The organism is Microcystis viridis FACHB-1342 (genome assembly GCF_014698335.1).
Taxonomy (GTDB): Bacteria; Cyanobacteriota; Cyanobacteriia; order Cyanobacteriales; family Microcystaceae; genus Microcystis; species Microcystis ichthyoblabe_A.
Genome location: NZ_JACJSV010000006.1, coordinates 1 through 20,120 on the forward strand (window position 1 = coordinate 1; position 20,120 = coordinate 20,120).

Below are 20,120 nucleotides of genomic sequence, written 5' to 3' on the forward strand. Positions count from 1 at the left end.
ACCATCCCTAGGGTAAACCACCACCGGACCGCTCACCCCGGAAGGGAGTGGATAAACATTAACTCTGCGACTTTCCCAGATAATCCCTAGAACCAATAAACCGAAAATACCCCCCGCACCATAGAAACCATAGCGCAAAAGTCTCGCCCACAGGGGAGGGGGACAGTAATAGGAGATGGTGACACAATTAGCTAAGTCTGGGGGGGCCAGGGTAAAAGTATCCCCATGACGCAGGGAAACGCTTTTCAGACGACGTTTACCCATATAAACCCCGTTGGTGGAGTTTTCATCTGTGAGCAGGAAATGATGGGGATTTTTCGGATCCCGCTGCAGGGAACAGTGAATCTGACTAACCACATTATTACGGATAGTAATATCACAGGAACTGGAACTACGGCCCAACAAATAGCGATCGCCAATGAGGGGATATTTGCTTTCCCCGCTGCCATTCTCGTTTTTAAGGCGTAATTCGGGAACTCTCGCCCCTTTTTTGAGATTTACCGCCTGAAAATTTACCTTTCCTTGCAATTTCTGCACGGCAACGGTGACAAGTTGACTAATTTGGGTTTTCGGCGACTGGTTAGACATAGTTTTTATCAGCTTCTGAAGGCAATAGGGGAAGCGGGGAAGTGGGGAATTTCAACTAAAACCCTAACACCCTAACACCCCAATTCATCCCCAATATCCCTAAATTGACATTTTAGCCTCTAAAGCTTTGAGGTATTCCGTATTGACTCCCGACTCGCGAATCAGAGCAATTTTACCGGTACGGGCCACCTCGCGAACGCCAAATTTATTCAGCATTTGCATAATCGCCACCATTTTACCCGGATCCCCCACCACTTCGATGGTCAGGGTTTCCTCAGAAATATCCACAATTCGCGCTCGGAATACCTGCGCTAATTCGATCACTTCTGCTCGGCGCTCGGCGGTAGCATTAACTTTAATCAGCATTAATTCCCTTTCCACGCAAGGGGTTTGGGTGATATCCTGCACCTTGAGGACGTTAATTAATTTGTAAAGTTGTTTGGTTAACTGTTCGATGCTGTCCTCGTCCCCTGGCACTACCATCGTAATGCGAGAAACTCCCATTTGTTCAGCAGGACCGACGGCTAGACTTTCAATATTAAAGCCGCGACGGGCGAATAATCCAGCAATACGGGTTAAAACTCCCGCTTCATCTTCAACTAATACGGATAATGTGTGTTTCATGGCGATCTAAGTAGGTAGGCGTTAAAAGTTGTCAGACACCCCCCTTATCAAGGGGGGCAGGGGGGATCAGCACCCCCCTTATCAAGGGGGGCAGGGGGGATCAGCACCCCCCTTATCAAGGGGGGCAGGGGGGATCGAACCTAAAATCCATTTTTAATTTAATTATAAACAGCTACTTATCTACACAACCTATATTTAACTATTGTAAGACAGGAGGCAAGGCCAGAACAGTTTGTTTTCGCCTCACGACGATAAGAAATTTTAACAGATAAAACCCCCTACCAGCATGGCGAGGCAGGGAGCAAAAGCTGACGGCTGACTCATGATTAATTATCGGGATTTTTTGGCGATTGTCCAGAAGGGAAAAGTTTGACTGGGATTGATGATAACTCCCGTGATGCCATGACGAGCAAAAGCATATTCTTTGGTTTGCCAAAGGGGAATATAGGGAACTTCATCGGCGAGAATTTCTTGAATTTTACCAAAAATCTGCTTTCTTTTGGCTGGGTTACTTTCCTGACGGGATTGGGCGATTAATTGATTCATTTCTTGACTATAAAAAAATGAGCCTTGACTTTGTGATCCTCCCTCTTCGCAGCCAGTTTCTGGGGAACCTTTAGCACAATCCAAAAAGGGATAAATATAGTTATCTGCATCCAAAAAATCGGGATACCAATTGGATAGAGCAGTGGTATAAAGTCCCCGGCTAATATTACGGAAAAAGGCTGCTCCTAGGATACTATTGGGTTCAAATTGAATCATATTATCTAAATCCCGTTTTGCTAGAGCTTTCATCACTGCCGCCACGCTGCTGGAAGTTATCGATCCCGAGGAGTGCCAAACTTCTACAATTGCGGGGTTTTCTGGACTATAACCAGCAGTTTTTAGTAATTGTTTGGCTTGTTCTATATTATGGTTGCCATAGCGCTCTTTAAACACCGGTTGTGACTCGGAAAAAGTAGTAGGAATGAGACTAAAAAGAGGGATGCCTTGACCTTGTAAAATGCGATCATTAAGTAAATCTCGATCGACTAGAGAAGCAATTGCTTGTCGCACTAAAATATTATCGGTGGGTTCACTTTTGAGATTGACGCTCATAAAGTTAATTGCTGCCCCAGAAGATTCGATCGCTTGCCATTTTCCCTGGGCTGCTTCTGTGCGTAATTTTCTCACTTGAGGAGGCAGTAAAGATTGATAGGCAATATCCACCGCACCTGTTTGAAAACCGTTAAATAAATTGGCAGGATTCGAGAGATAAATTTGCACATTAACTCCCTTATTTTTGGCCGGTTCTCCCCAATAGCGATCAAAAGCTTCTAAACTAAAAGAATCGCTAGTAACTGCTTTTAATCGATAATGTCCTGTGCCGATAAATTCTTCGGGTTTAAATTTACCTTCGCCAATTTGATAAAATTTGGGTGAAACCGCACAGGCTCCGGGATAAGCTAAAAGAGCGGGAAAGGCGGCAAAAGGTCTGGTTAATTTAATAGTAATTTCGTCCTCTTTGCTGGCGGTGATTTTATCAATTGTATCCCGGAGAAGAAAGGAAGGTTCCCCACCATTTTTGATAAATCTTTCTAGAGAAAACTTCATCGCCTCTGCGTTAAAAACCGTGCCATCATGAAAGATAACTCCTCGACGTACTGGGATAGTATAAGTCAAACCATCGGGGCTAATTTGCGGCAATTCCGTGGCTAGGAGAGGCTTTAAATTAGTGGTTCCTTCGGCGTAGGTGTAGAGAGTTTCACCGAGATTATAAATAATAAAAAGTCCCGCTAACTCATAACTATCGGCAGGATCGATCGAGCGTGGTTTTAGGGTTGTCCCAATTATCAGGCGATCGCTATTCCCCTGGGGTAAATTGGAATTAGTGGACTGACAGCCCACGGTCAGAAGAAGACAGAGGCAAAATAAACTTAAATAGCGGTAAAGTTGGCGTAAAGATCTCATCGAGGGCGATTAACGGCAGCTAGGTATCGATCAATCCTATCATTTTTGAGGATAATCTTTTCTACTAGGTTCTCTTAAGGAACTGGGTTGATTGCCTAATTGGTTGGGTAAAATTCTTCAATAACTGCACTGATTACCCAGACAATTAACCTAAATTTTCTGGTGGAGAATGGCAAAAACTTGATCAATTTGGCCAAGAAGAAGACTCAAGGCAGCAAAGGGGTTAAATGGTTCAGAATAGCTGGAGCTATGGAGGCAGATAAACAGGGGAATGGGTCAGATTTTTAAACCTAGATCAGGTTCCAGCAACGAATTAGAAACTCATCTTCTTTTATCTATCAGCCATTTAGGTTAATCCTGTCCCTTCCAAACAAGCTCGATCGAAAATTGCCCCCGTGGTTACTGCCGAGGCTAAATTAGCACAAAGAAGATTGGCATCAGTAAAATTTGTTCCGCGTAAAATCGCCCCGAAAAAAATTGCTTCCTCTAAATCGGTAGCTGATAGATCTGCCCCGGACAGATTAGCGCTAGTAAAATCCGCTTGGGTTAAAATCGCCCCGACAAAACTCACTCCCCGGCCATCGACACCGCGAAAATCTGCCCCAGACAAATCTAGATGATTAAAAACCGCCCCGGCTAAAAAAGCGCCGGCCAAACTTGCCCCAGTGACGATCGCATCGAGGAGAATTGCCCCGCGTAAATCGGCATTACGAAAATCTGCTCCCCTTAAATTTGCCCCTGTGAGGTCAGCACCGCGTAAATTTGCGCGTAAATTCGCCCCTGCTAGGTCTGCACCCGCTAAATCAGCCCCTGCCAAGTTCATGCCCGCTAAATCTTTTATCTCACCCTGACGAATTGCTAATAAATCAATACTGGGAAAAGTCATGTTCAGCCACGGTTAAATACTGTAAAAATATCTTAGAATATTCGTAAACCTTTGTTAAGAAAGCGCTCCATGTCCCTAGAGCTATTATCCCTAGAAAATATTGAAGAAATCGCCCACCAATACGGATACTGGGCAGTATTTATCGGCATCACCCTGGAAAATACGGGGATTCCCATCCCGGGAGAAACCATCACCATTGTCGGCGGCTTCCTTGCCGGTAGCGGTGATTTAAACTATTGGTTAGTTTTAGTCAGCGCAATTACAGGAGCAGTTTTGGGCGATAATTTTGGCTATTGGCTCGGTCGCGCTGGAGGTTGGCCGTTTTTGTTAAAAGTTGGCAAATTCTTTCGGATTCCGCCTCAAAAACTAGAATTAGCCAAGGATCAATTTAGTAAAAATGCACCCCGGGCGGTCTTTTTCGGTCGCTTCGTGGCTTTGTTAAGAATCTTTGCCGGTCCCATGGCGGGAATTGCCCGAATGCCCTACGGTCGCTTTTTTCTCTGTAATCTGGGTGGGGCGACGGTGTGGGCGACGATTATGGTGACATTGTCTTTCTTTTTAGGCCGTTTGTTCCCCTTGCACCAGTTAGTCAGTTCTATGGCTCGTTTTGGTATCTTGGCTTTAATTATCGTCCTAGCCTGGACAATTATTCACCCCATCCTTGAGTCACGGAAAACGGCGGTTTAAGGCCATGACGGGGAGCTGGTGCGTTTGTTGCGTCGGAATATCGATTGGTTGTGGCAGATTCCCCAACTACCTAGGGTTTGCTGAAAAAGTACTAGGCTGGGGTCAGGAGTCGGTCGTCAGTAGCCGGTCGTCGGGAGGGGAAGTCAGAATAACAGAATGACCTCGCACGTCTGCAAGTGGAACCCTTCCCAATCGAAGAGCGAAAGTGCAAGGGTTTTGAGTCCCCATTCCCATTTCTCAACGTTCGTTTCTGGGACTTTTTTAGCCAAAAAAGTCCCAAAACCATTTTATAGCAAGGCTTAAACTGATATTCAGCCAACCCTATTTAGGGTTGGCTGAATAAATCTAAAAACCTTGTTGGGTAAGACTTTTAGACTTTTTGTCAATCAAAAAGTACCAAATATGGGAGTGATCGGGGGGAAAATTCAGGGACTTTTTCCCTGAAAATTAGGTAATTGACCCCCTCAAAATCGGTAAAACCCTACACCCCACACCCCACACCCTACCCCCACGAAAAACTTTTTGCCGCAAACCCTAAATAGGGTTTGGTTCTGTATTTACCCCCGACACATCGGATATTCACAGGCAATTTACGGGTACAGACGAACGGATATCTTTGCGTCTGTTAGCCTTTTTTCGTCAAAACGATGAAATGTCCGTATCGAGTATCTGGAATCATGTACTCATAGACCTTTTCCCGATCATTTTTATCTTGAATAAATTCATCTACAGCCGTCTTTGGGCCCGAAGAAAAGAAACCGTAGTCATCGACGATGATAATCGCTCCGGGGGGGGTGATCGGGTGGAGAAACTCTAGTACCTGTTTGATTGGTTCGTACAGATCGAAATCCACATAGGCGAAAGAAACCCTCGCTGGTAAATTTTCCCCTCGCTCGAGGATTCGATCAAAAAATCCTTTGTGAATTACATAGCGATGTTCGGGAAAAGAAATCTTCCGTAATCGCTCTAGAACCATTCCCTCACGGCATCGCATTTTTCCCCTATAGGCTTCCATATTCCCCAAATCGAAAATATCGTGGAGCAAGTGATCTTTTTCCGAGGGGGCGGGCAAACCTTGAAAGGAATCGAATAGATGTAAGGTCTTGTCCGTTCCGGCGATTTCATTGGCGATCAGTGCGGAGGTTTCTCCCTGCGCCACACCAAACTCGCACACATCGCCCTCTACCTCCCGACACCAGGCTAAACCCTGCACGAGATAATAGGCCTCTGAAGGAGGCGTGCCGAGCAATGTGGTTAATAGATGCAGACGAAGATCGTTAGGCTCTATTACGGGATCGGACTCGTTGAGCTTTCCCTCGTAGGCCTGTGCCAGATTAGCGAAATTATCGAACCAGATCGGCAGCTCCGATGTGCGGTGGAGCGGTTCATCCTCGAGCGAGGACGAGGTCAGAGCAATGGATTGATCATTCATAGCTGTTACCCATTTAAAATGGGTATTAGGATGTTAGAAAACAAACGCAGATTTATTAATTATCGATAAGAAAGCGGTTATCAGAAATAACCGCTTCTGGAATTTTCCAAGAATCTGTTTAACGTTCCCGGCGCCCGAAGTTTTTGCGCTCACCACCGCCACCACCGCCAAAATTATCTTCTTTGGGACGAGCTTTGTTGACTTTCATCTGTCGTCCCATCCATTCGGCCCCGTCAAGAGTTTCGATCGCTTTTGCTTCTTCCTCATCGGAGGACATTTCCACAAAACCAAAACCGCGCATTTTACCCGTTTCCCGATCTACGGGCAAGTAAACGCGACTAACCGTGCCGTATTCAGCGAATACCTCTTTCAAGTCATCTGTCGTGACGTCATAAACCAGATTACCAACGTAAATCGTCATGGATTGTCTCCCAATATCACAGCCATTTCGAGAAGGAGATCGGACACAACCCAGTCAAGGCCATCAGGGAAAAACCACTTCTGTTTGAAACCAATGCTGCTACCGAACCTAACTACTCTCTCTAAACTAGCATAGCTTATCAGTGATCAGTTATCAGTAGGAGTAGGGAGTATTAAGTGAGCAGTATTATAGGGCGGTTTTCTGCTTTCTTTTCACTGATTACTGATTACTGTTTACTGCTCACTGATTAGGGTAGCCAAGGATATTGACTAAAATCGGGGGGACGTTTTTCGAGGAAAGCCTGTTTACCTTCAGCCCCTTCGGCGGTCATATAGTAGAGTAGAGTGGCATTACCCGCCAACTCCTGTAAACCCGCTTGACCATCACAATCAGCATTAAAAGCCGATTTTAGGCAGCGAATCGCCAAGGGACTTTTTTCGAGAATTTCTAAGGACCATTTAATCCCTTCCTGCTCTAATTCCTCTACCGGGACGACATGGTTAACCAAACCCATTGCTAACGCTTGTTGGGCGTTATACTGCCGACAGAGAAACCAAATCTCGCGAGCTTTTTTCTGACCCACTACCCGGGCCAGATAACTAGAGCCAAAACCGCCGTCAAAACTGCCCACTTTCGGACCGGTCTGGCCAAAAATGGCGTTATCCGCCGCTAAGGTTAAATCACAAACCAAGTGTAAAACATGACCGCCCCCGACCGCATAACCTGCCACCAGCGCGATAACTACCTTGGGGATGGAGCGAATTAATTTCTGTAAATCCAGCACATTGAGCCGGGGTACGCCATCATCGCCAATATAACCCGCCTGACCGCGCACCGTCTGATCGCCGCCGGAACAAAAAGCATATTTGCCATCGCTGTGGGGACCCGCACCCGTGAGCAATACTACCCCAATGCGGGCATCCTCGCGAGCATCACAGAAAGCGTCGTAAAGCTCAAAAACTGTCTTCGGACGGAAGGCATTACGCTTATGGGGTCGATTGATGGTAATTTTGGCGATCCCCCCCCATTTATGGTAAAGAATATCCTCGTAGGTTTTGACGGATTGCCATTCAACGCTCATAGTCTCGGTTATAGGCACAGCTTTTTTACCTTACCTCATTTTGTCCCCCACGTTGAAGCAGGGAGCGCCAGAATAGGGGAATGGATAGTTGACGGACAAGGTTTAAAGCCGATTCCCTTCTTGATATTTTCTGACTATTTATTCAAAATATATTGATCCTAGTCGTGTAGATATCAGCGAGCGACCAGCAATTGCTGACCATAAAACCGAAATCGGTTATTGGGAAAGTGACACAATGATTGGAGGAAATTATCGAGGAATTATCGTTACATATATGGACAAAGCCTCGAAATTTTTAGTAGCAGGATTAGCCAAAAACAAAACCGCATCGGAAATCAACCCTTGTCACAGAAAAACTTTCCCAAGAGATTCACCCTGACCAAAGAAAAACCTTTACTTGTGACAAGGTTAAAGAATTTTGTGGACATCAAGAGTTGAGTCAGAAACTAGGAGCAGATTTTTATTTTGCTACTTCTTATCATTCGTGGGAGAGGGGATTAAACGAGCATACCAATGGACTATTGAGACAATTTTTTGCCAAAAGAACGAATTTGAAAATCCTTAAACCAGAGCAGGTAGAAAGAGCGGTTTCTAGTGGCAGATATAAACAAGCTGCTTATCCTAAATCAGATGGGAAAGATGCTCTTTGGTCTCCTAGTTATTTTGTTTCTTCTGTGGGAGGTGTGCCATTGGCAGTTCTTAAGTGCTATATTAGAGATCAAGAAAAACTGTCGTGAAACGAAGGGGTTTTAAACCCAAATTTTCGCTAATCAGATAGCCATTATCTCAAAAACTATCACCATGACGATCGATCCGCAACAACTCATCGAACTGGCTCTCAAATCGGGAGCAGTGGCAGCCGAAGTTTATCAATCTTCCTCCCTTTCCCATCCCGTTTTTTTTGAGGCTAATCGTCTCAAACAGCTAGAAAGTTCCGAATCTGTGGGAACTGCCTTAAGATTATGGCGCGAGGGTTGTCCGGGGTTAGCGGTGGGTTATGGTGATGTGGAACCGGAAATTTTAGTAGAAACAGCGTTAAATTTATCCTATCTCAATGCCCCCGAAGAAATCGAATTTTCGGCACCACGACAGGCAATTTATGACCCGATTGGCCAGGATGTGGCGGTAGAATCTTTAATCGAGATGGGTAATCAAATGATTGGCCAAATTCGCCAAGTTTATCCTGAGGTTATTTGTAGTGGTGAATGGGAATGTGAACGGGAAATCACCCGTTTAGTTAATTCCCAGGGTTTATATTGTCAATATACCGATACAGCTTTGAGTTATTATCTGGGGATTGAATGGGTGCGGGGGGAGGATTTTCTCGCGGTTTATGATGGGGAATATACTCGCAGTACACCTCATCCCGATACGGTAATTAAACAGTTATTGCAGCGACTACAATGGGCCGCCAATAATGTGGATAGTCCCACAGGTAAATTACCAATTTTATTGACTGCTAATGCAGTTACCCTGTTATGGGGTACGGTGGCGATGGCTTTAAATGGTAAACAGATCTTAGAAAAATCCTCGCCCTGGAGTGATAAAATCGGTCAATTGATTATGTCAGAACAGTTGACTTTATCTCAACAACCGGAGCGAGAACCCTATAGTTGTCCCTTTGATGATGAGGGAACTCCCACCAAATTTTTATCTTTAATTGAACGAGGTAGAGTTAAAGAATTCTATAGCGATCGTACCACGGCCAGACTATTAAAAACTACTCCGACGGGAAACGGTTTTCGTCCCGGGTTAGGGGTTTATCCTATGCCAGATTTAGTTAATCTAATCGTGGCACCGGGAGAGGGAACTTTAGAGGATTTAATCTCGCAAATAGATGAAGGTCTAGTTATTGACCAAATTTTAGGTCATGGGGCCGATATTTCGGGCGATTTTTCTGTCAATATCGATCTGGGTTATCGCATAGAAAAGGGCAAAATCACCGGACGAGTTAAAGATACAATGGTAACGGGAAATGTTTATACTGCTTTGCAGAATTTAATCGCTTTGGGGTCCGATAATCAATGGAATGGCTCCTGTTATACTCCCTCGCTAATCGTTGATAGTTTATCAGTGGTAGGGTAAAAATGTGGCGTTGTCAAATTGAAAGATGCTCCTAATCAGATGGGAACTGAAATTACTATGTGTAGGGCTAATTCATGAATTAGCCCTACAATAGGCGTTGTCAAATTGAAAGATGCTCCGAATCATCTGGGAACTGAAATTAACTCAGCTTACTTTTTGGGGTTAATTTTTTTGGGCTTTATTTGACCTGAAAAGAGGGGGGTCGCAGGCAGGCACGGATTCCCATTATATAAGAAATTATCTGTCAAGTCGCGGGGTTTTGTCAAGCTTTTTTGGAAAAAAAATTAACCGACACTCAAGGGGAGAAAATTATCGGCAGAGATATTATTTAATCTCCCCTTTGAGTAGGTATTTTTCAGCCTGGGATTAACGCTTTAGTTGCCGAGGCACCAAGGCGATTTAATTGGCGATTAATTTGCCATCCGACGAGGGTTAAACCCAACCACTGACTGAAAATTGCCAAAGCGAAAGAGGGAAGTGTAGCGTATTTAGTAGCGGCAATGGGAAGAAAAGTAAAAAACCATAAAAGCGGAGATTGACTGGGATCAACTCGCAGGACAGCGAAACAGAGGAAGGGGAAAATAATCAAAATGCCGATGCTAGTGGCTGCCAGCAAAGCGCGTTTATTTGTGCTGCCTAACATCAATAATTGGGCGATAGCGGCATAGACTAAAATCATGTTCATTGCCAAGAGAAACCCGGCTGCAGTGGCTAGTTTATATTGATGGAGAGGGGCGATAAAAATAGCGGGAAGGATGAATAAAATGGCAATGGCGACGTTAACAGCCATGGCTAGGGTAGAAGGGCTTTTTTCGCCAAAGATTAGAGCTTTCCCCAGACTAATGCCCTTTTTTCCTTGCAGATGACGATAGCGCGCCCAATCTTGGAGAGTTTGACGGGGGGGAGTGAGGGCAAAAAGGATTAACAAGCCAAAAATTGCCACAAAAACGCTAAGAATGACAAAATTATCGAAAAGATAGCTCGGTTCGAGAGTTTGGAAGACAAAACCTAGGCTAATGGCGCTAAAACAGCCCATCATCCAGTAACTTTGGGGTTTACTAACAAGAGTAGCGAGGGGATTATGGAAGCGACGCTGGATAATTCTGGTTAAACCGTAGGTACAGAGGGCGAAATTGAGCAAAATTAAGCCAATACCCATTATAACGGATTGCCAGAGAGATTGACCGTACCAACGCAGATCGAAGATTTGTGAGATTCCTAGATAGCGTACCGCATCGGGGGGGAGAAAGGTAGATTTAACTAGATAGGGAAGGAAAAAACTAGGATTAAAGAGAATTAACCAATCAAAGGGGGTACGGGAACCGCCATAGCCCGATAAAGTAAAAATACTGCTATAAAACACAAAGATTAAGACTGTAGCACTGCCTAACCAGGGTTGAAATCCTCCTAACCATGGCGTGGCTAAAGCGAAACTAAGGGCAGCATGATAGAAAAAGGCACAACTAGCGATCAGAACCGCGTAGAAGGCTAAAATTAACGACAAGGGAATACCTGCTAATAAACCCGCCCCCAAGTGAAAGGGTAAAGCGAGAAGACAGACGAGATAGAGGAGAATGGGAACCCCGAAAATTTTGCCGATAAAAATCGTTTTGGCGGGTTGGGGACTCAGACGGATAAAATTAAGTGTACCTCGGCGCTCTTCCCCAGAAAGGTCCGCGATTAATTGATAGGTTCCCACCACTAAAAGAGCGAAAATGCCGGTAATACTCAGAAAAGTGAAGATATCTAACCACCATAACCGGGAGATAATCATCCATTGACCATTTAAGTCTTGGATACAGTATTTAAGCCCACTATAGGGATAATAGTCGTTGTTATTGGGGGGATTAGCGGTACAGTAACGACTAAATCCCGCTCCTACTGGCAAGAGATTTTGATAGTACAAGTAAACTAATAATTGACCAACAAGGGAGATAATCGAGGCGATCGAGATATTTTTCGGGGTTAATCTTCCTTGCCATTCTCGCATAATTTGCGGGTTGGTTTCCGTAAGGCGATCGATTATTGTCAGTATCATATTTCTGTCCTCTCTACAGCCGTCAACAGGAGCTAATCCTAGATTAACCCGGTAACTTCTCGATCGGTTTGGGGATGAAGAAATCCCTCGATATGCAGCTAAGTAGCTGGTTATAATTAAATTAAAAAGGGATTTTAGGTTCGATCCCTCCTGAAATCCGCTCTTGATCAGGGGGGTGCCGATCCACCCTGCTAAGATAGCGTTGGGCGAGGATGCGAAGTAAGTCCTTGAATTGATCAGAGAAAAGGAGTTTAAAGGATGAAAATGACTTATCTGGAAGCTACTGCCAAATTTTACAGCGAAGTAGCCCAAGCTCCCGAAGTGGGGCTATGTTGTGTTCAAAGCAGTCCTTTGCAACTGCCGGGGTTAAAAATCCCCGCCATTATGCAGGAGATGAACTATGGTTGTGGCACGACGGTGCAGGTTAATGAATTGGGCAATTCTCCCAGGGTTTTGTATGTGGGTGTGGGTGGTGGTTTAGAAGCACTGCAATTCGCCTATTTTTCCCGTCGTCCGGGGGGAGTCATTGCGGTGGATCCAGTGCCGGAAATGCGTTGGGCAGCCCAAAGAAATCTCGGCGAAGCACTGCCAGAAAATCCCTGGTTTAGTCTCGATTTTGTGGAAATTAAAGATGGTTCCGCTTTTGAATTGCCGGTGGAGGATGCCTCCGTCGATGTAGTGGCGCAGAATTGTCTTTTTAATATCTTTAAACCAGCCGATTTACAGTTAGCTTTACGCGAGGCTTTTCGCGTCTTAAAACCGGGAGGACGTTTACTGATGAGTGATCCGATCGCCCCTCGTCCAATTCCTGAACATTTGCAAGAAGATCAGCGTTTAAGGGCTATGTGTCTATCGGGGGCCTTGACCTACGATGATTATATTCAACAGTTGATTGCTGCTGGTTTTGGTCAGGTAGAAATTCGGGCCCGTCGTCCCTATCGTTTACTGGACTGTCAGAGTTATAATTTAGCCAAGCCGCTCCTCTTAGAAAGTTTGGATTCCGTTGCTTTTAAAGTAGCTATTCCCGAAGATGGGGCCTGTATTTTTACCGGCAAAACTGCTATTTATACTGGTACGGAGGCAATTTTTGATGATGGTGCTGGGCATATTTTAGCCAAAGGATTACCAGTGGCCGTCTGTGATAAAACTGCGAGCAACTTAGCTCGTTTGTCTCCCCAAGATATCCTCATCACCGAGTCCACTTGGCACTATAATGGGGGCGGTTGCTGTTAAAAAAGTACGGTCGAGGCAAGTTCGATCCCTCAGTTATCAGTTATCAGTTATCAGTTACCAGTTACCAGTTATCAGTTATCAGTTACCAGTTATCAGTTATCAGATGTGAGTTTTCAGTTCACTGATTACTGTTCACTGTTCACTGGACGGCTACGCCGTGCCTTTGGCAACACTGAAAAAAACTAGCCTTGCACTACCTGTTTAAGGGTGGTAAAGGTTTCTAGGTTGATTAACCCCCGGCGCTGGCCTTTTTGGTTGGAAATGCCCAAAAATACCGATTCTCCCTGTTTGGGATTGCGATCAAATCGGGGTGAAGAATTGATATAAACTAAAGCACTATCGGACTCCATGGCGAATTGACGACTTTCTCGATAGGATTCGGTGACAATACAATCCGCATGACCGCTACTATACTTATTAATCCAAGCGATCGCATCAGTGAGGGTATCCACTAACCTAAAGGCCACCGTTTTTTCTAAATAGGGTCTTTGCCAATCATTATCGGTAGTAATAGTTAAATGTTCGGGAAAATCCGCCGCTAATCGGGTATCTCCCCGCAATTTAAAGCCTTTTTCCTGCAAACTTTTAAACAAACGACTTAAAGTCGAAGAATTGTGATGGGGACTAATTAAAACTTTTTCGATCGCGTTAACCGGATCTGGTATGCTGCCATGACTATCGATAATTACCTGACGAGCTAACTCCAAATCGCCACTAGGAGACCAATACAAATAACAGTTTCCCATGGCCGCACGCAAAACGGGAACCGTAGCCAATTGACTCACGCGACCGATTAAACTAGGGCGACCGTAGGGAATGATCAAATTAACATAATTTTCCTGGGTCAGCAACTCCTCTAGGGAGGGACTAGAATCACAGGGTAAACCACTCACACAATCCACGGGTAAACCCACATCTTCCAATGCTTCTTGGATAATTTCCGTAATCACCTCATCGGAATGACTAGAGGCATTGGAACCGCGAATAATCAAACTATTGCCACTTTTTAGGGAAAATCCCGCCGCTACCATCGCTAATTCCGGAAAACCTTCATAGACGAAGGCAATCACTCCTAAAGGCATCCTTTGGCAATAGGTTTGGGAAGGATTGAGTTGATAGGCTGCGTTAATTACCTGTTGCAGCGGATCCGATGCTTCCGCTAGTTGTTGTAATACCTCCACCGTCGTCTCTAAACGTTCGGGAGTTAACCGTAGCCAGCGAATCATTTGTTCTGAGACAGCCATCTCTCGACTGACTTCTAAATCGAGGGTATTGGCTTCTAAAATACGATCAAAGCCAGTTTTAATGGCATTAGCGATCGCAATTACTCCGCGATTTCTTTCATTGCCATTAAATTGACCTAGAGCCAGAAAAGCATTGTATGCTTGCTTAAAGATCGTCAGGGGGGGGATGGAGGAACTTTCGATCATAGATTCTTGTCTAGCGTCGATAGGCTAACCAAAAGATTAACGCGGGCAAAATAACTAATAGCATAACTAGAATTGCCCCAAAAATCACGCTTACCCCTGGCGGTGATTTTAAAATTAAGGGTAGCCAGACGACCGATAATAACAGAATTATCCCCACCATCAGGGGTAATACCTCTTGTGCAAGGCGCCGATTCGTACTCACCCAACGAAATCCCGTCCAGCGCCAACTGCGTTTATAGGGATAGTGGGGGGCTAATTGTTCGATAATTTGGCCGTTTTCCTGTACCACAAATATCTGTTGACAGCGATCGCAGCCAAAGGCATCGGTCAATAAAATCGGGCATAATGTCCCTTTCCGACGACAGGGACAAGGATAGTCTTGGTGTAGGTCGATTTTGGTATATTTATGCGGTCGCACAAGCTAAATTTTTGTTTATAAACGGTTGTTTTTAGTCGCTCGTGGTCAATAGCTCAGGGATTCAATGGTTGCCCAAAATCCTCAACCCTATTGCTCACGGATAATCCCCATCTTAAGGGATATCCCTAAATTATTCCTACTAATCTTAAGAGCTATTTCAAGATTTTTTCAAGCGGGCAACGCGATTCGAACGCGCGACATTCACCTTGGCAAGGTGACGCTCTACCACTGAGCTATGCCCGCAAGCCGTTTTTTTACACTTCCCTAAGCATCCCAAATCTCAGAGCATTTGTCAACTGGTTTGGAGCATTTTTTTACAATAATTCATCTTCTGGCCAATCCCCCAAACCGGTAATAGCTTCGAGAACCACTTCTATCTTAGCCTGTAGTCGGTTGAACTGATGTTGCAAGCGATCAAAGCACTTGTCAATGGCGGCGAATTTTTCAGTGATAGGGCGTTCCATAGCCTCAAAAGCTGCCGTAATCGGCCCCTCTGGTTCTAAATCTAATTCCAGAGTCTTGATTCTCTCGACAGCGGGGAGTGGGGACAACTAAAACCCTAAATGCTGGGGGAATTTTCTTAGCCTTCCATCAGTGCCTGTGGGGGATTATTTTCCAATAATTCTAGGGGTTTATCTTCATCCCGGGGGCGCAATTGACGCATGAGACTAGCCATTTCTAGGGCAGATAGGCCATAATTCCAGCCCAAATTACTTTTAATCCCGGCCCGTTCGAGGGCCTGTTGTAGAGTATCAGTGGTGAGAATACCGAAGACAACGGGAACACCTGTCTGAAAAGCGGCCGCAGCGATGCCTTTAGCAGCCTCGGCAGCAACGTAGTCAAAATGGGGCGTTTGTCCGCGAATAATTGCCCCTAGACAAATAACGGCATCGTAACGGTGGGAAAGGGCGACTTGACGGGCTACCATTGGCACTTCAAAGCTACCCGGTACCCAGATATAATCCACTTGTGTGCCATCGGGATTAACATCAACCCCGTGACGCTTGAGACAGTCTTGACAGCCTGATAACAGTTTATCAGTGACCAGATCATTAAAACGACCAATCACGATCGCAAAGTGCAAGGACGATATATCCTCGGTAAAATTTCCCTCAAAAACAGTCATAGGTAAAAGGGGTTAGGGGTTGGGGAGAAGTGGGGTGTGGGGTGTGGGGTGTGGGGAGAATACTGACTCCTGACGACTGACTCCTGACGACTGGCTCCTGACTCCTGTCCCCCGTCCCCCTGATCAAGACTAAATCACTAAAAAGTTTAAAATAGCGACGGCAACGACTAAAATCGCCCAAATTGCCGAACCCACATAGAGAAGGGGTTTCGATTGATCCCAGTTTTGGGGGGAAGCATAGGCAACGGGGACACCAATCACCATCAGCAAGGAAAATAAAACTAAGGCAATGAGAAAAAATTGAAAAACAATAGACATGATTGGGTTCTCCTAAAGCAGTTGATCTTTATCTAGATAATTCTCCCAGATTTGATACTTGTATGGAAGAGCCTCGCTTCCACTCAACTTAACTGGACGATCCTTTCTCTAAGTCCTCCCTGAATCAGGGGTTCCCAGGAGATATCCCTGTCAGACTGAATCCACGAGCATTTTAATTTTACTGCCACTGACTATCTAGCCCCAGCGGGGCTGAAAACTTTTTTCCAGTGTCTATCCTTGTCAAAAGCAGCATGGCAAGGGTTAGGTGGGGGAATTGACTCCCTGTAATCCCTTGCCCAGATTACAGTATTTTCGCGTTTTCGCCAAAGCTGCCCTAGAAAGATGTCCAGACTGCTGAACTGCTAAAAGCTAATGGTTAAGCCCCCCAAACGGATGCCAGCGCCAAAAATGACGAACAATACTGCTAGAGTGGTGACGGCGACTATGTGCAGGGCGAGGACATTTAAGTTTTCCTCGCTCAGTTTAGGAATGAGAAAAAAGCGGGAATGAAGGGCCAAGATGAGAGTTAATAACAGTAAAGCTAACTTAATTCCTATATAAACCGATAAAAAACTATCAAATGACCAAAAATCACGAAATCCGGGCAAATAAATCCAAGTCAGTCCCAGGCCTGTTATTACCTGCAACAATAGCGCAGATAACCCAAAACTTTCAAAATATTGCTCAAATTGACGAATTCGGTCTGGTTCTCGGTTTTTGAGGGCCTGGGGTAGAACGGTGACTGCCAACAATAAATGCCCACCGGCCCAGACGGTCGCCCCTAGGGTGTGGAGAATTACTAAAATTTTGAACAACATCGGTTTCTCTCAGTCATGATTTGCTAACTTATAGTTCTTGACCCGGTTATTGCCGAGCATTTAGTAACAATAGATACAGAAAAAATCCCGATAACTTCTCCTTACTAAAAAATATGGATTTAATTTTATGTCATCAAACGGCGGATTTTGACGCTTTGGGGGCAGCGGTGGGTTTATCGTTGCTGAAAGCGGGTAGTCGCATTGTGTTAACGGGGGGAGCGCACCCAACAGTAAGGGAATTTTTAGCCCTGCATCGGGATGAATTCGCTTTAATTGAAATGCGTAGTGTCAATCCGTCCCAGATTCGCTCTTTAATTATCGTTGATAATCAGTGGCGAGAGCGTCTGGGAAAAGCCTCCCAGTGGCTCGATTTAGGGCATTTACAGGCGATCGAATTGTATGATCATCATTTGGATAGTGAAAGTGATATTCATGCCTCTAGCGTCCATTTAGAAGCGGTGGGAGCCACCACGACTTTAATTGTCGAAGCTTTACAAAAAGCCCAGATTAAACCAAACTCGATGGCAGCGACGGTAATGGCACTCGGTATTCACGTTGACACGGGTTCCCTGACTTTTGCCAGTAGTACCCCCAGGGATGCCTATGCTTTGGCTTGGTTAATGACCTGTGCTGCTAACATTAAAACGATCGCCCAATACTGTCAACCGAGTTTTTCCCCGCGCTTACAGGAGTTATTTAGCCTTGCTTGGGAAAATCTAGAGATTAAAACGATCCATGACCGTAAAATCGCCCACGTTCTTCTCCATACTGCCGATTTTATCCCGGGTTTGTCTAGTGTGGCCGAGCGCCTACTGGAATTATCCGATAGTGATGCACTACTTTTCGGCCATAGTTATAGTAAAGACGAGGAAGATAAGTCCCGACAGCGTTTAACTGTGATTGGTCGATCTAGAATCGATGGAGTGAATCTATGTCAGCTTTTTTCCCCCTATAACGGCGGTGGTCATGCTCAGGCCGCTTCGGTGAGTTTTCGCGATGTTCAGCCAGTTCAACAGTTAAACCAACTGCTGGGGGACTTAATTGCTCAAATTCCTCCTTCTCCCACTGCTAGGGATTTAATGTCTTCTCCGGTGCGGACAATTCGTCCCGATACTTCCATATCTCAAGCCGAGCGCATCCTTTTCCGTTACGGCCATTCGGGGTTATCGGTGGTAGATGAGCAGGATCGCTTAGTTGGGGTGATTTCTCGTCGTGACCTCGATTTAGCTCTCCATCACGGCTTTTCTCGCTCTCCTGTGAAGGGATACATGACTTGTAATCCGAAAACTATTACCCCCGACACTTCTCTTCAGGAAATCGAGTCGCTGATGGTAACGTATGATTTAGGGCGTTTACCTGTACTAGAAAACGGGCAGTTAGTCGGTATCGTCACTCGTACAGATGTATTAAGACAGATTCATCAAAATGAGCGGGTGCGTTTTGAAGGGTTTGCTTTGGTTTCCTGTCTTTTACCAGCGATTAAAGAGCGTTTAGAGTCGATTTTATGGTCATTCCTGCAAGCTGCCGCCGCTGCCGCTCAAAAACGCGGTTGGCATCTCTATCTGGTTGGGGGTGCGGTGCGGGATTTATTGTTAGCCACAGAAAGGGATACTTTATTGTTACAGGATATCGATTTAGTGGTGGATGGCTGCCATCGCGCCGCCGGTGTGGGTGCGGGGGTAGAATTGGCTAATTGTTTACAGGAAATTTATCCGAGGGCCCGGTTATCGATTCACGGGGAATTTCAGACGGCGGCTTTGTTATGGCACAAAGATGAGCGTTTTGGCTCGTTATGGGTGGATATCGCCACGGCACGCACGGAATTCTATCCCTATCCTGCCAGTAATCCCCAAGTGGAGGCTAGTTCGATTCGACAGGATTTGTATAGAAGGGATTTTACAATTAATGCTCTGGCAATTCGCCTAACTTCGCCGAAAGAGGGGGAATTACTCGACTTTTTTGGCGGTATGTTGGATTTACGCGCCCAAAATATCCGGGTTTTACACGCTAATAGTTTTATCGAGGATCCGACGCGCATCTATCGAGCGGTGCGTTTTGCCACTCGGTTAGGATTTGTTATTGAACCCTTGACAGAAAACTATATTAGGTATGCGATCGAAAGTGGAGTTTATGAGCGCTCACGGCAACAAAATCAGAATGCACCCGCTTTACAGTCCCGTTTAAAAGCGGAGTTGAATTATATTTTAGAGGCGGATTACTGGGAAAGTGCCTTAGAAAAGTTGGCCGATTTGGGGGCTTTGCACTGTTTACACGGGGATTTAAGTTTAAATCGGGCTTTATGGCGACAATTGCGCTGTCTCAGTCGTTGGTTAGATTGTTTAAGTCTGGAATTGCCGGTGAATGTTTGGTTAATGCGGTTGGAATTATTAATCGCTTCTCTGGCTGTGGGGGAAAGAATAGCGATCGCTAATAATTTACAATTGCCTAAAGATACTGTGGAGCGTTTACAAAAACTAGAAGTTATGGAAAGGGAGATTAGCAATAATTTTGCTTATGATCGACCCGTTAGTCAAATTGTCAGCTTTTTCAATGGTTATCAGGTTCCTAGTTTGTTATTGGTGGCGGTGAGGAGTGAGACTAGGATTCGGGGTTTAATCTGGCAATATTTAACTAAATGGTCGCAGATTGAGGCTCCTATCGACGGCAATGACCTAAAAGCTTTGGGTTATCAACCAGGTCCCGGGTTTAAATCGTTACTTGCGGCAGTATTGGGGGCGACTTTAGATGGAATAGTCAGCAATAAAAGCGAAGCTATGGCTTTTATTGCTAGATTAACTCGGGCTTGCTGAATAAATCTAAAAACCTTATTGGGTAAGACTTTTAGACTTTTTGTCAATCAAAAAGTACCAGTTGTGGGAGAGATAGGGGGAAAATTCTGGGACTTTTTCTCTGAAAATTAGGTAATTGACCAGATGAGAATCGGTAAAACCCTACACCCCACACCCCACACCCTACACCCTGTCC

At 45.1% G+C, this 20,120-nt stretch carries 18 protein-coding genes, 1 tRNA gene and 2 pseudogenes; 6 read left to right on the forward strand and 15 right to left on the reverse strand.

The window, feature by feature from the left end:
- The 4 genes from H6G40_RS03555 to H6G40_RS03570 all read right to left on the reverse strand — a co-directional run.
- The coding region (locus tag H6G40_RS03555; RefSeq protein ID WP_190537292.1) for an FHA domain-containing protein at positions 1-588 on the reverse strand (588 nt) is incomplete at its 3' end.
- A 99-nt stretch (positions 589-687) separates the two neighbouring features.
- Positions 688-1,212, reverse strand: a complete 525-nt coding sequence (ilvN, locus tag H6G40_RS03560; RefSeq protein ID WP_002732118.1) for an acetolactate synthase small subunit — start codon at positions 1,210-1,212, stop codon at positions 688-690.
- Positions 1,213-1,542: 330 nt separating this feature from the next.
- Entirely contained in the window at positions 1,543-3,162 is a 1,620-nt protein-coding gene (locus tag H6G40_RS03565) for an ABC transporter substrate-binding protein (protein ID WP_103112563.1), read from the reverse strand.
- Positions 3,163-3,508: 346 nt separating this feature from the next.
- Entirely contained in the window at positions 3,509-4,048 is a 540-nt protein-coding gene (locus H6G40_RS03570; protein WP_002731606.1) for a pentapeptide repeat-containing protein, read from the reverse strand.
- Positions 4,049-4,117: 69 nt separating this feature from the next.
- Here H6G40_RS03570 and H6G40_RS03575 point away from each other — a divergent pair, with 69 nt between their 5' ends.
- Positions 4,118-4,735, forward strand: coding sequence for a DedA family protein (locus tag H6G40_RS03575; RefSeq protein WP_002734739.1), 618 nt, complete (start codon positions 4,118-4,120; stop codon positions 4,733-4,735).
- Between the two features lie 625 nt (positions 4,736-5,360).
- On the opposite strand, the gene H6G40_RS03580 is transcribed toward H6G40_RS03575, so the two are convergent.
- From H6G40_RS03580 to menB, 3 genes are all read right to left on the reverse strand, one after another.
- On the reverse strand, positions 5,361-6,167 hold the full coding sequence (locus H6G40_RS03580) for a TylF/MycF/NovP-related O-methyltransferase (protein ID WP_002793470.1): 807 nt from the start codon (positions 6,165-6,167) through the stop codon (positions 5,361-5,363).
- A gap of 118 nt (positions 6,168-6,285) precedes the next feature.
- On the reverse strand, positions 6,286-6,588 hold the full coding sequence (locus H6G40_RS03585; protein ID WP_002799864.1) for an RNA recognition motif domain-containing protein: 303 nt from the start codon (positions 6,586-6,588) through the stop codon (positions 6,286-6,288).
- A gap of 247 nt (positions 6,589-6,835) precedes the next feature.
- Positions 6,836-7,669, reverse strand: coding sequence for a 1,4-dihydroxy-2-naphthoyl-CoA synthase (gene menB, locus H6G40_RS03590; RefSeq protein WP_002732420.1), 834 nt, complete (start codon positions 7,667-7,669; stop codon positions 6,836-6,838).
- Positions 7,670-7,826: 157 nt separating this feature from the next.
- Here menB and H6G40_RS03595 point away from each other — a divergent pair.
- The 3 genes and pseudogenes from H6G40_RS03595 to H6G40_RS03605 form a co-directional block, all read left to right on the forward strand.
- A pseudogene (locus H6G40_RS03595) lies at positions 7,827-8,262 on the forward strand (IS30 family transposase); the annotation flags it as partial.
- Positions 8,251-8,406, forward strand: a pseudogene (locus tag H6G40_RS23040) (transposase); the annotation flags it as partial. The pseudogenes H6G40_RS03595 and H6G40_RS23040, both read left to right, overlap by 12 nt.
- 64 nt (positions 8,407-8,470) lie before the next feature.
- Positions 8,471-9,754 (forward strand): TldD/PmbA family protein, encoded by a 1,284-nt coding sequence (locus H6G40_RS03605; protein WP_002734254.1) that lies wholly within the window; start codon positions 8,471-8,473, stop codon positions 9,752-9,754.
- Positions 9,755-10,109: 355 nt separating this feature from the next.
- Here H6G40_RS03605 and H6G40_RS03610 read toward each other — a convergent pair whose 3' ends face one another.
- Complete coding sequence (locus H6G40_RS03610) at positions 10,110-11,792, reverse strand: hypothetical protein (RefSeq protein ID WP_190537294.1); 1,683 nt, start codon at positions 11,790-11,792, stop codon at positions 10,110-10,112.
- Between the two features lie 258 nt (positions 11,793-12,050).
- Here H6G40_RS03610 and arsM point away from each other — a divergent pair, with 258 nt between their 5' ends.
- On the forward strand, positions 12,051-13,025 hold the full coding sequence (arsM, locus tag H6G40_RS03615; protein ID WP_176721618.1) for an arsenosugar biosynthesis arsenite methyltransferase ArsM: 975 nt from the start codon (positions 12,051-12,053) through the stop codon (positions 13,023-13,025).
- Between the two features lie 182 nt (positions 13,026-13,207).
- Here the strand turns inward: arsM and H6G40_RS03620 are convergent, their stop codons facing one another.
- The 7 genes from H6G40_RS03620 to H6G40_RS03650 all read right to left on the reverse strand — a co-directional run bounded on the left by H6G40_RS03620 (position 13,208) and on the right by H6G40_RS03650 (position 17,135).
- Complete coding sequence (locus tag H6G40_RS03620) at positions 13,208-14,455, reverse strand: glutamate-5-semialdehyde dehydrogenase (RefSeq protein ID WP_002731517.1); 1,248 nt, start codon at positions 14,453-14,455, stop codon at positions 13,208-13,210.
- A gap of 10 nt (positions 14,456-14,465) precedes the next feature.
- Positions 14,466-14,873, reverse strand: coding sequence for a hypothetical protein (locus H6G40_RS03625; protein ID WP_002733508.1), 408 nt, complete (start codon positions 14,871-14,873; stop codon positions 14,466-14,468).
- A 171-nt stretch (positions 14,874-15,044) separates the two neighbouring features.
- A tRNA-Gly gene (locus tag H6G40_RS03630) sits at positions 15,045-15,116 on the reverse strand.
- A gap of 71 nt (positions 15,117-15,187) precedes the next feature.
- Positions 15,188-15,424 carry a hypothetical protein gene (locus H6G40_RS03635; RefSeq protein WP_002775335.1) on the reverse strand — a complete coding sequence of 79 codons (237 nt, stop codon included), beginning with the start codon at positions 15,422-15,424 and terminating at the stop codon, positions 15,188-15,190.
- Between the two features lie 29 nt (positions 15,425-15,453).
- Entirely contained in the window at positions 15,454-15,999 is a 546-nt protein-coding gene (ribH, locus tag H6G40_RS03640) for a 6,7-dimethyl-8-ribityllumazine synthase (protein ID WP_002734236.1), read from the reverse strand.
- A 129-nt stretch (positions 16,000-16,128) separates the two neighbouring features.
- On the reverse strand, positions 16,129-16,317 hold the full coding sequence (gene psbZ / locus H6G40_RS03645; protein WP_002732865.1) for a photosystem II reaction center protein PsbZ: 189 nt from the start codon (positions 16,315-16,317) through the stop codon (positions 16,129-16,131).
- A gap of 362 nt (positions 16,318-16,679) precedes the next feature.
- The gene (locus H6G40_RS03650; protein WP_069473918.1) at positions 16,680-17,135 is read right to left on the reverse strand and encodes a CopD family protein; all 456 of its coding nucleotides are present in this window, start codon (positions 17,133-17,135) and stop codon (positions 16,680-16,682) included.
- A gap of 113 nt (positions 17,136-17,248) precedes the next feature.
- Here H6G40_RS03650 and H6G40_RS03655 point away from each other — a divergent pair, with 113 nt between their 5' ends.
- A complete protein-coding gene (locus tag H6G40_RS03655) occupies positions 17,249-19,945 on the forward strand; it encodes a CBS domain-containing protein (RefSeq protein ID WP_069473919.1) in 2,697 nt (898 codons plus the stop codon).
- Positions 19,946-20,120: the final 175 nt, after the last annotated feature.

What these genes read in the sequence shown, in the direction of transcription:
- ilvN (WP_002732118.1), bottom strand. Translation starts at nt 1,212, where the DNA reads ATGAAACACACATTATCCGTATTAGTTGAAGATGAAGCGGGAGTTTTA.
- H6G40_RS03565 (WP_103112563.1), bottom strand. Translation starts at nt 3,162, where the DNA reads ATGAGATCTTTACGCCAACTTTACCGCTATTTAAGTTTATTTTGCCTC.
- H6G40_RS03570 (WP_002731606.1), bottom strand. Translation starts at nt 4,048, where the DNA reads ATGACTTTTCCCAGTATTGATTTATTAGCAATTCGTCAGGGTGAGATA.
- H6G40_RS03575 (WP_002734739.1), top strand. Translation starts at nt 4,118, where the DNA reads ATGTCCCTAGAGCTATTATCCCTAGAAAATATTGAAGAAATCGCCCAC.
- H6G40_RS03580 (WP_002793470.1), bottom strand. Translation starts at nt 6,167, where the DNA reads ATGAATGATCAATCCATTGCTCTGACCTCGTCCTCGCTCGAGGATGAA.
- H6G40_RS03585 (WP_002799864.1), bottom strand. Translation starts at nt 6,588, where the DNA reads ATGACGATTTACGTTGGTAATCTGGTTTATGACGTCACGACAGATGAC.
- menB (WP_002732420.1), bottom strand. Translation starts at nt 7,669, where the DNA reads ATGAGCGTTGAATGGCAATCCGTCAAAACCTACGAGGATATTCTTTAC.
- H6G40_RS03605 (WP_002734254.1), top strand. Translation starts at nt 8,471, where the DNA reads ATGACGATCGATCCGCAACAACTCATCGAACTGGCTCTCAAATCGGGA.
- H6G40_RS03610 (WP_190537294.1), bottom strand. Translation starts at nt 11,792, where the DNA reads ATGATACTGACAATAATCGATCGCCTTACGGAAACCAACCCGCAAATT.
- arsM (WP_176721618.1), top strand. Translation starts at nt 12,051, where the DNA reads ATGAAAATGACTTATCTGGAAGCTACTGCCAAATTTTACAGCGAAGTA.
- H6G40_RS03620 (WP_002731517.1), bottom strand. Translation starts at nt 14,455, where the DNA reads ATGATCGAAAGTTCCTCCATCCCCCCCCTGACGATCTTTAAGCAAGCA.
- ribH (WP_002734236.1), bottom strand. Translation starts at nt 15,999, where the DNA reads ATGACTGTTTTTGAGGGAAATTTTACCGAGGATATATCGTCCTTGCAC.
- psbZ (WP_002732865.1), bottom strand. Translation starts at nt 16,317, where the DNA reads ATGTCTATTGTTTTTCAATTTTTTCTCATTGCCTTAGTTTTATTTTCC.
- H6G40_RS03650 (WP_069473918.1), bottom strand. Translation starts at nt 17,135, where the DNA reads ATGTTGTTCAAAATTTTAGTAATTCTCCACACCCTAGGGGCGACCGTC.
- H6G40_RS03655 (WP_069473919.1), top strand. Translation starts at nt 17,249, where the DNA reads ATGGATTTAATTTTATGTCATCAAACGGCGGATTTTGACGCTTTGGGG.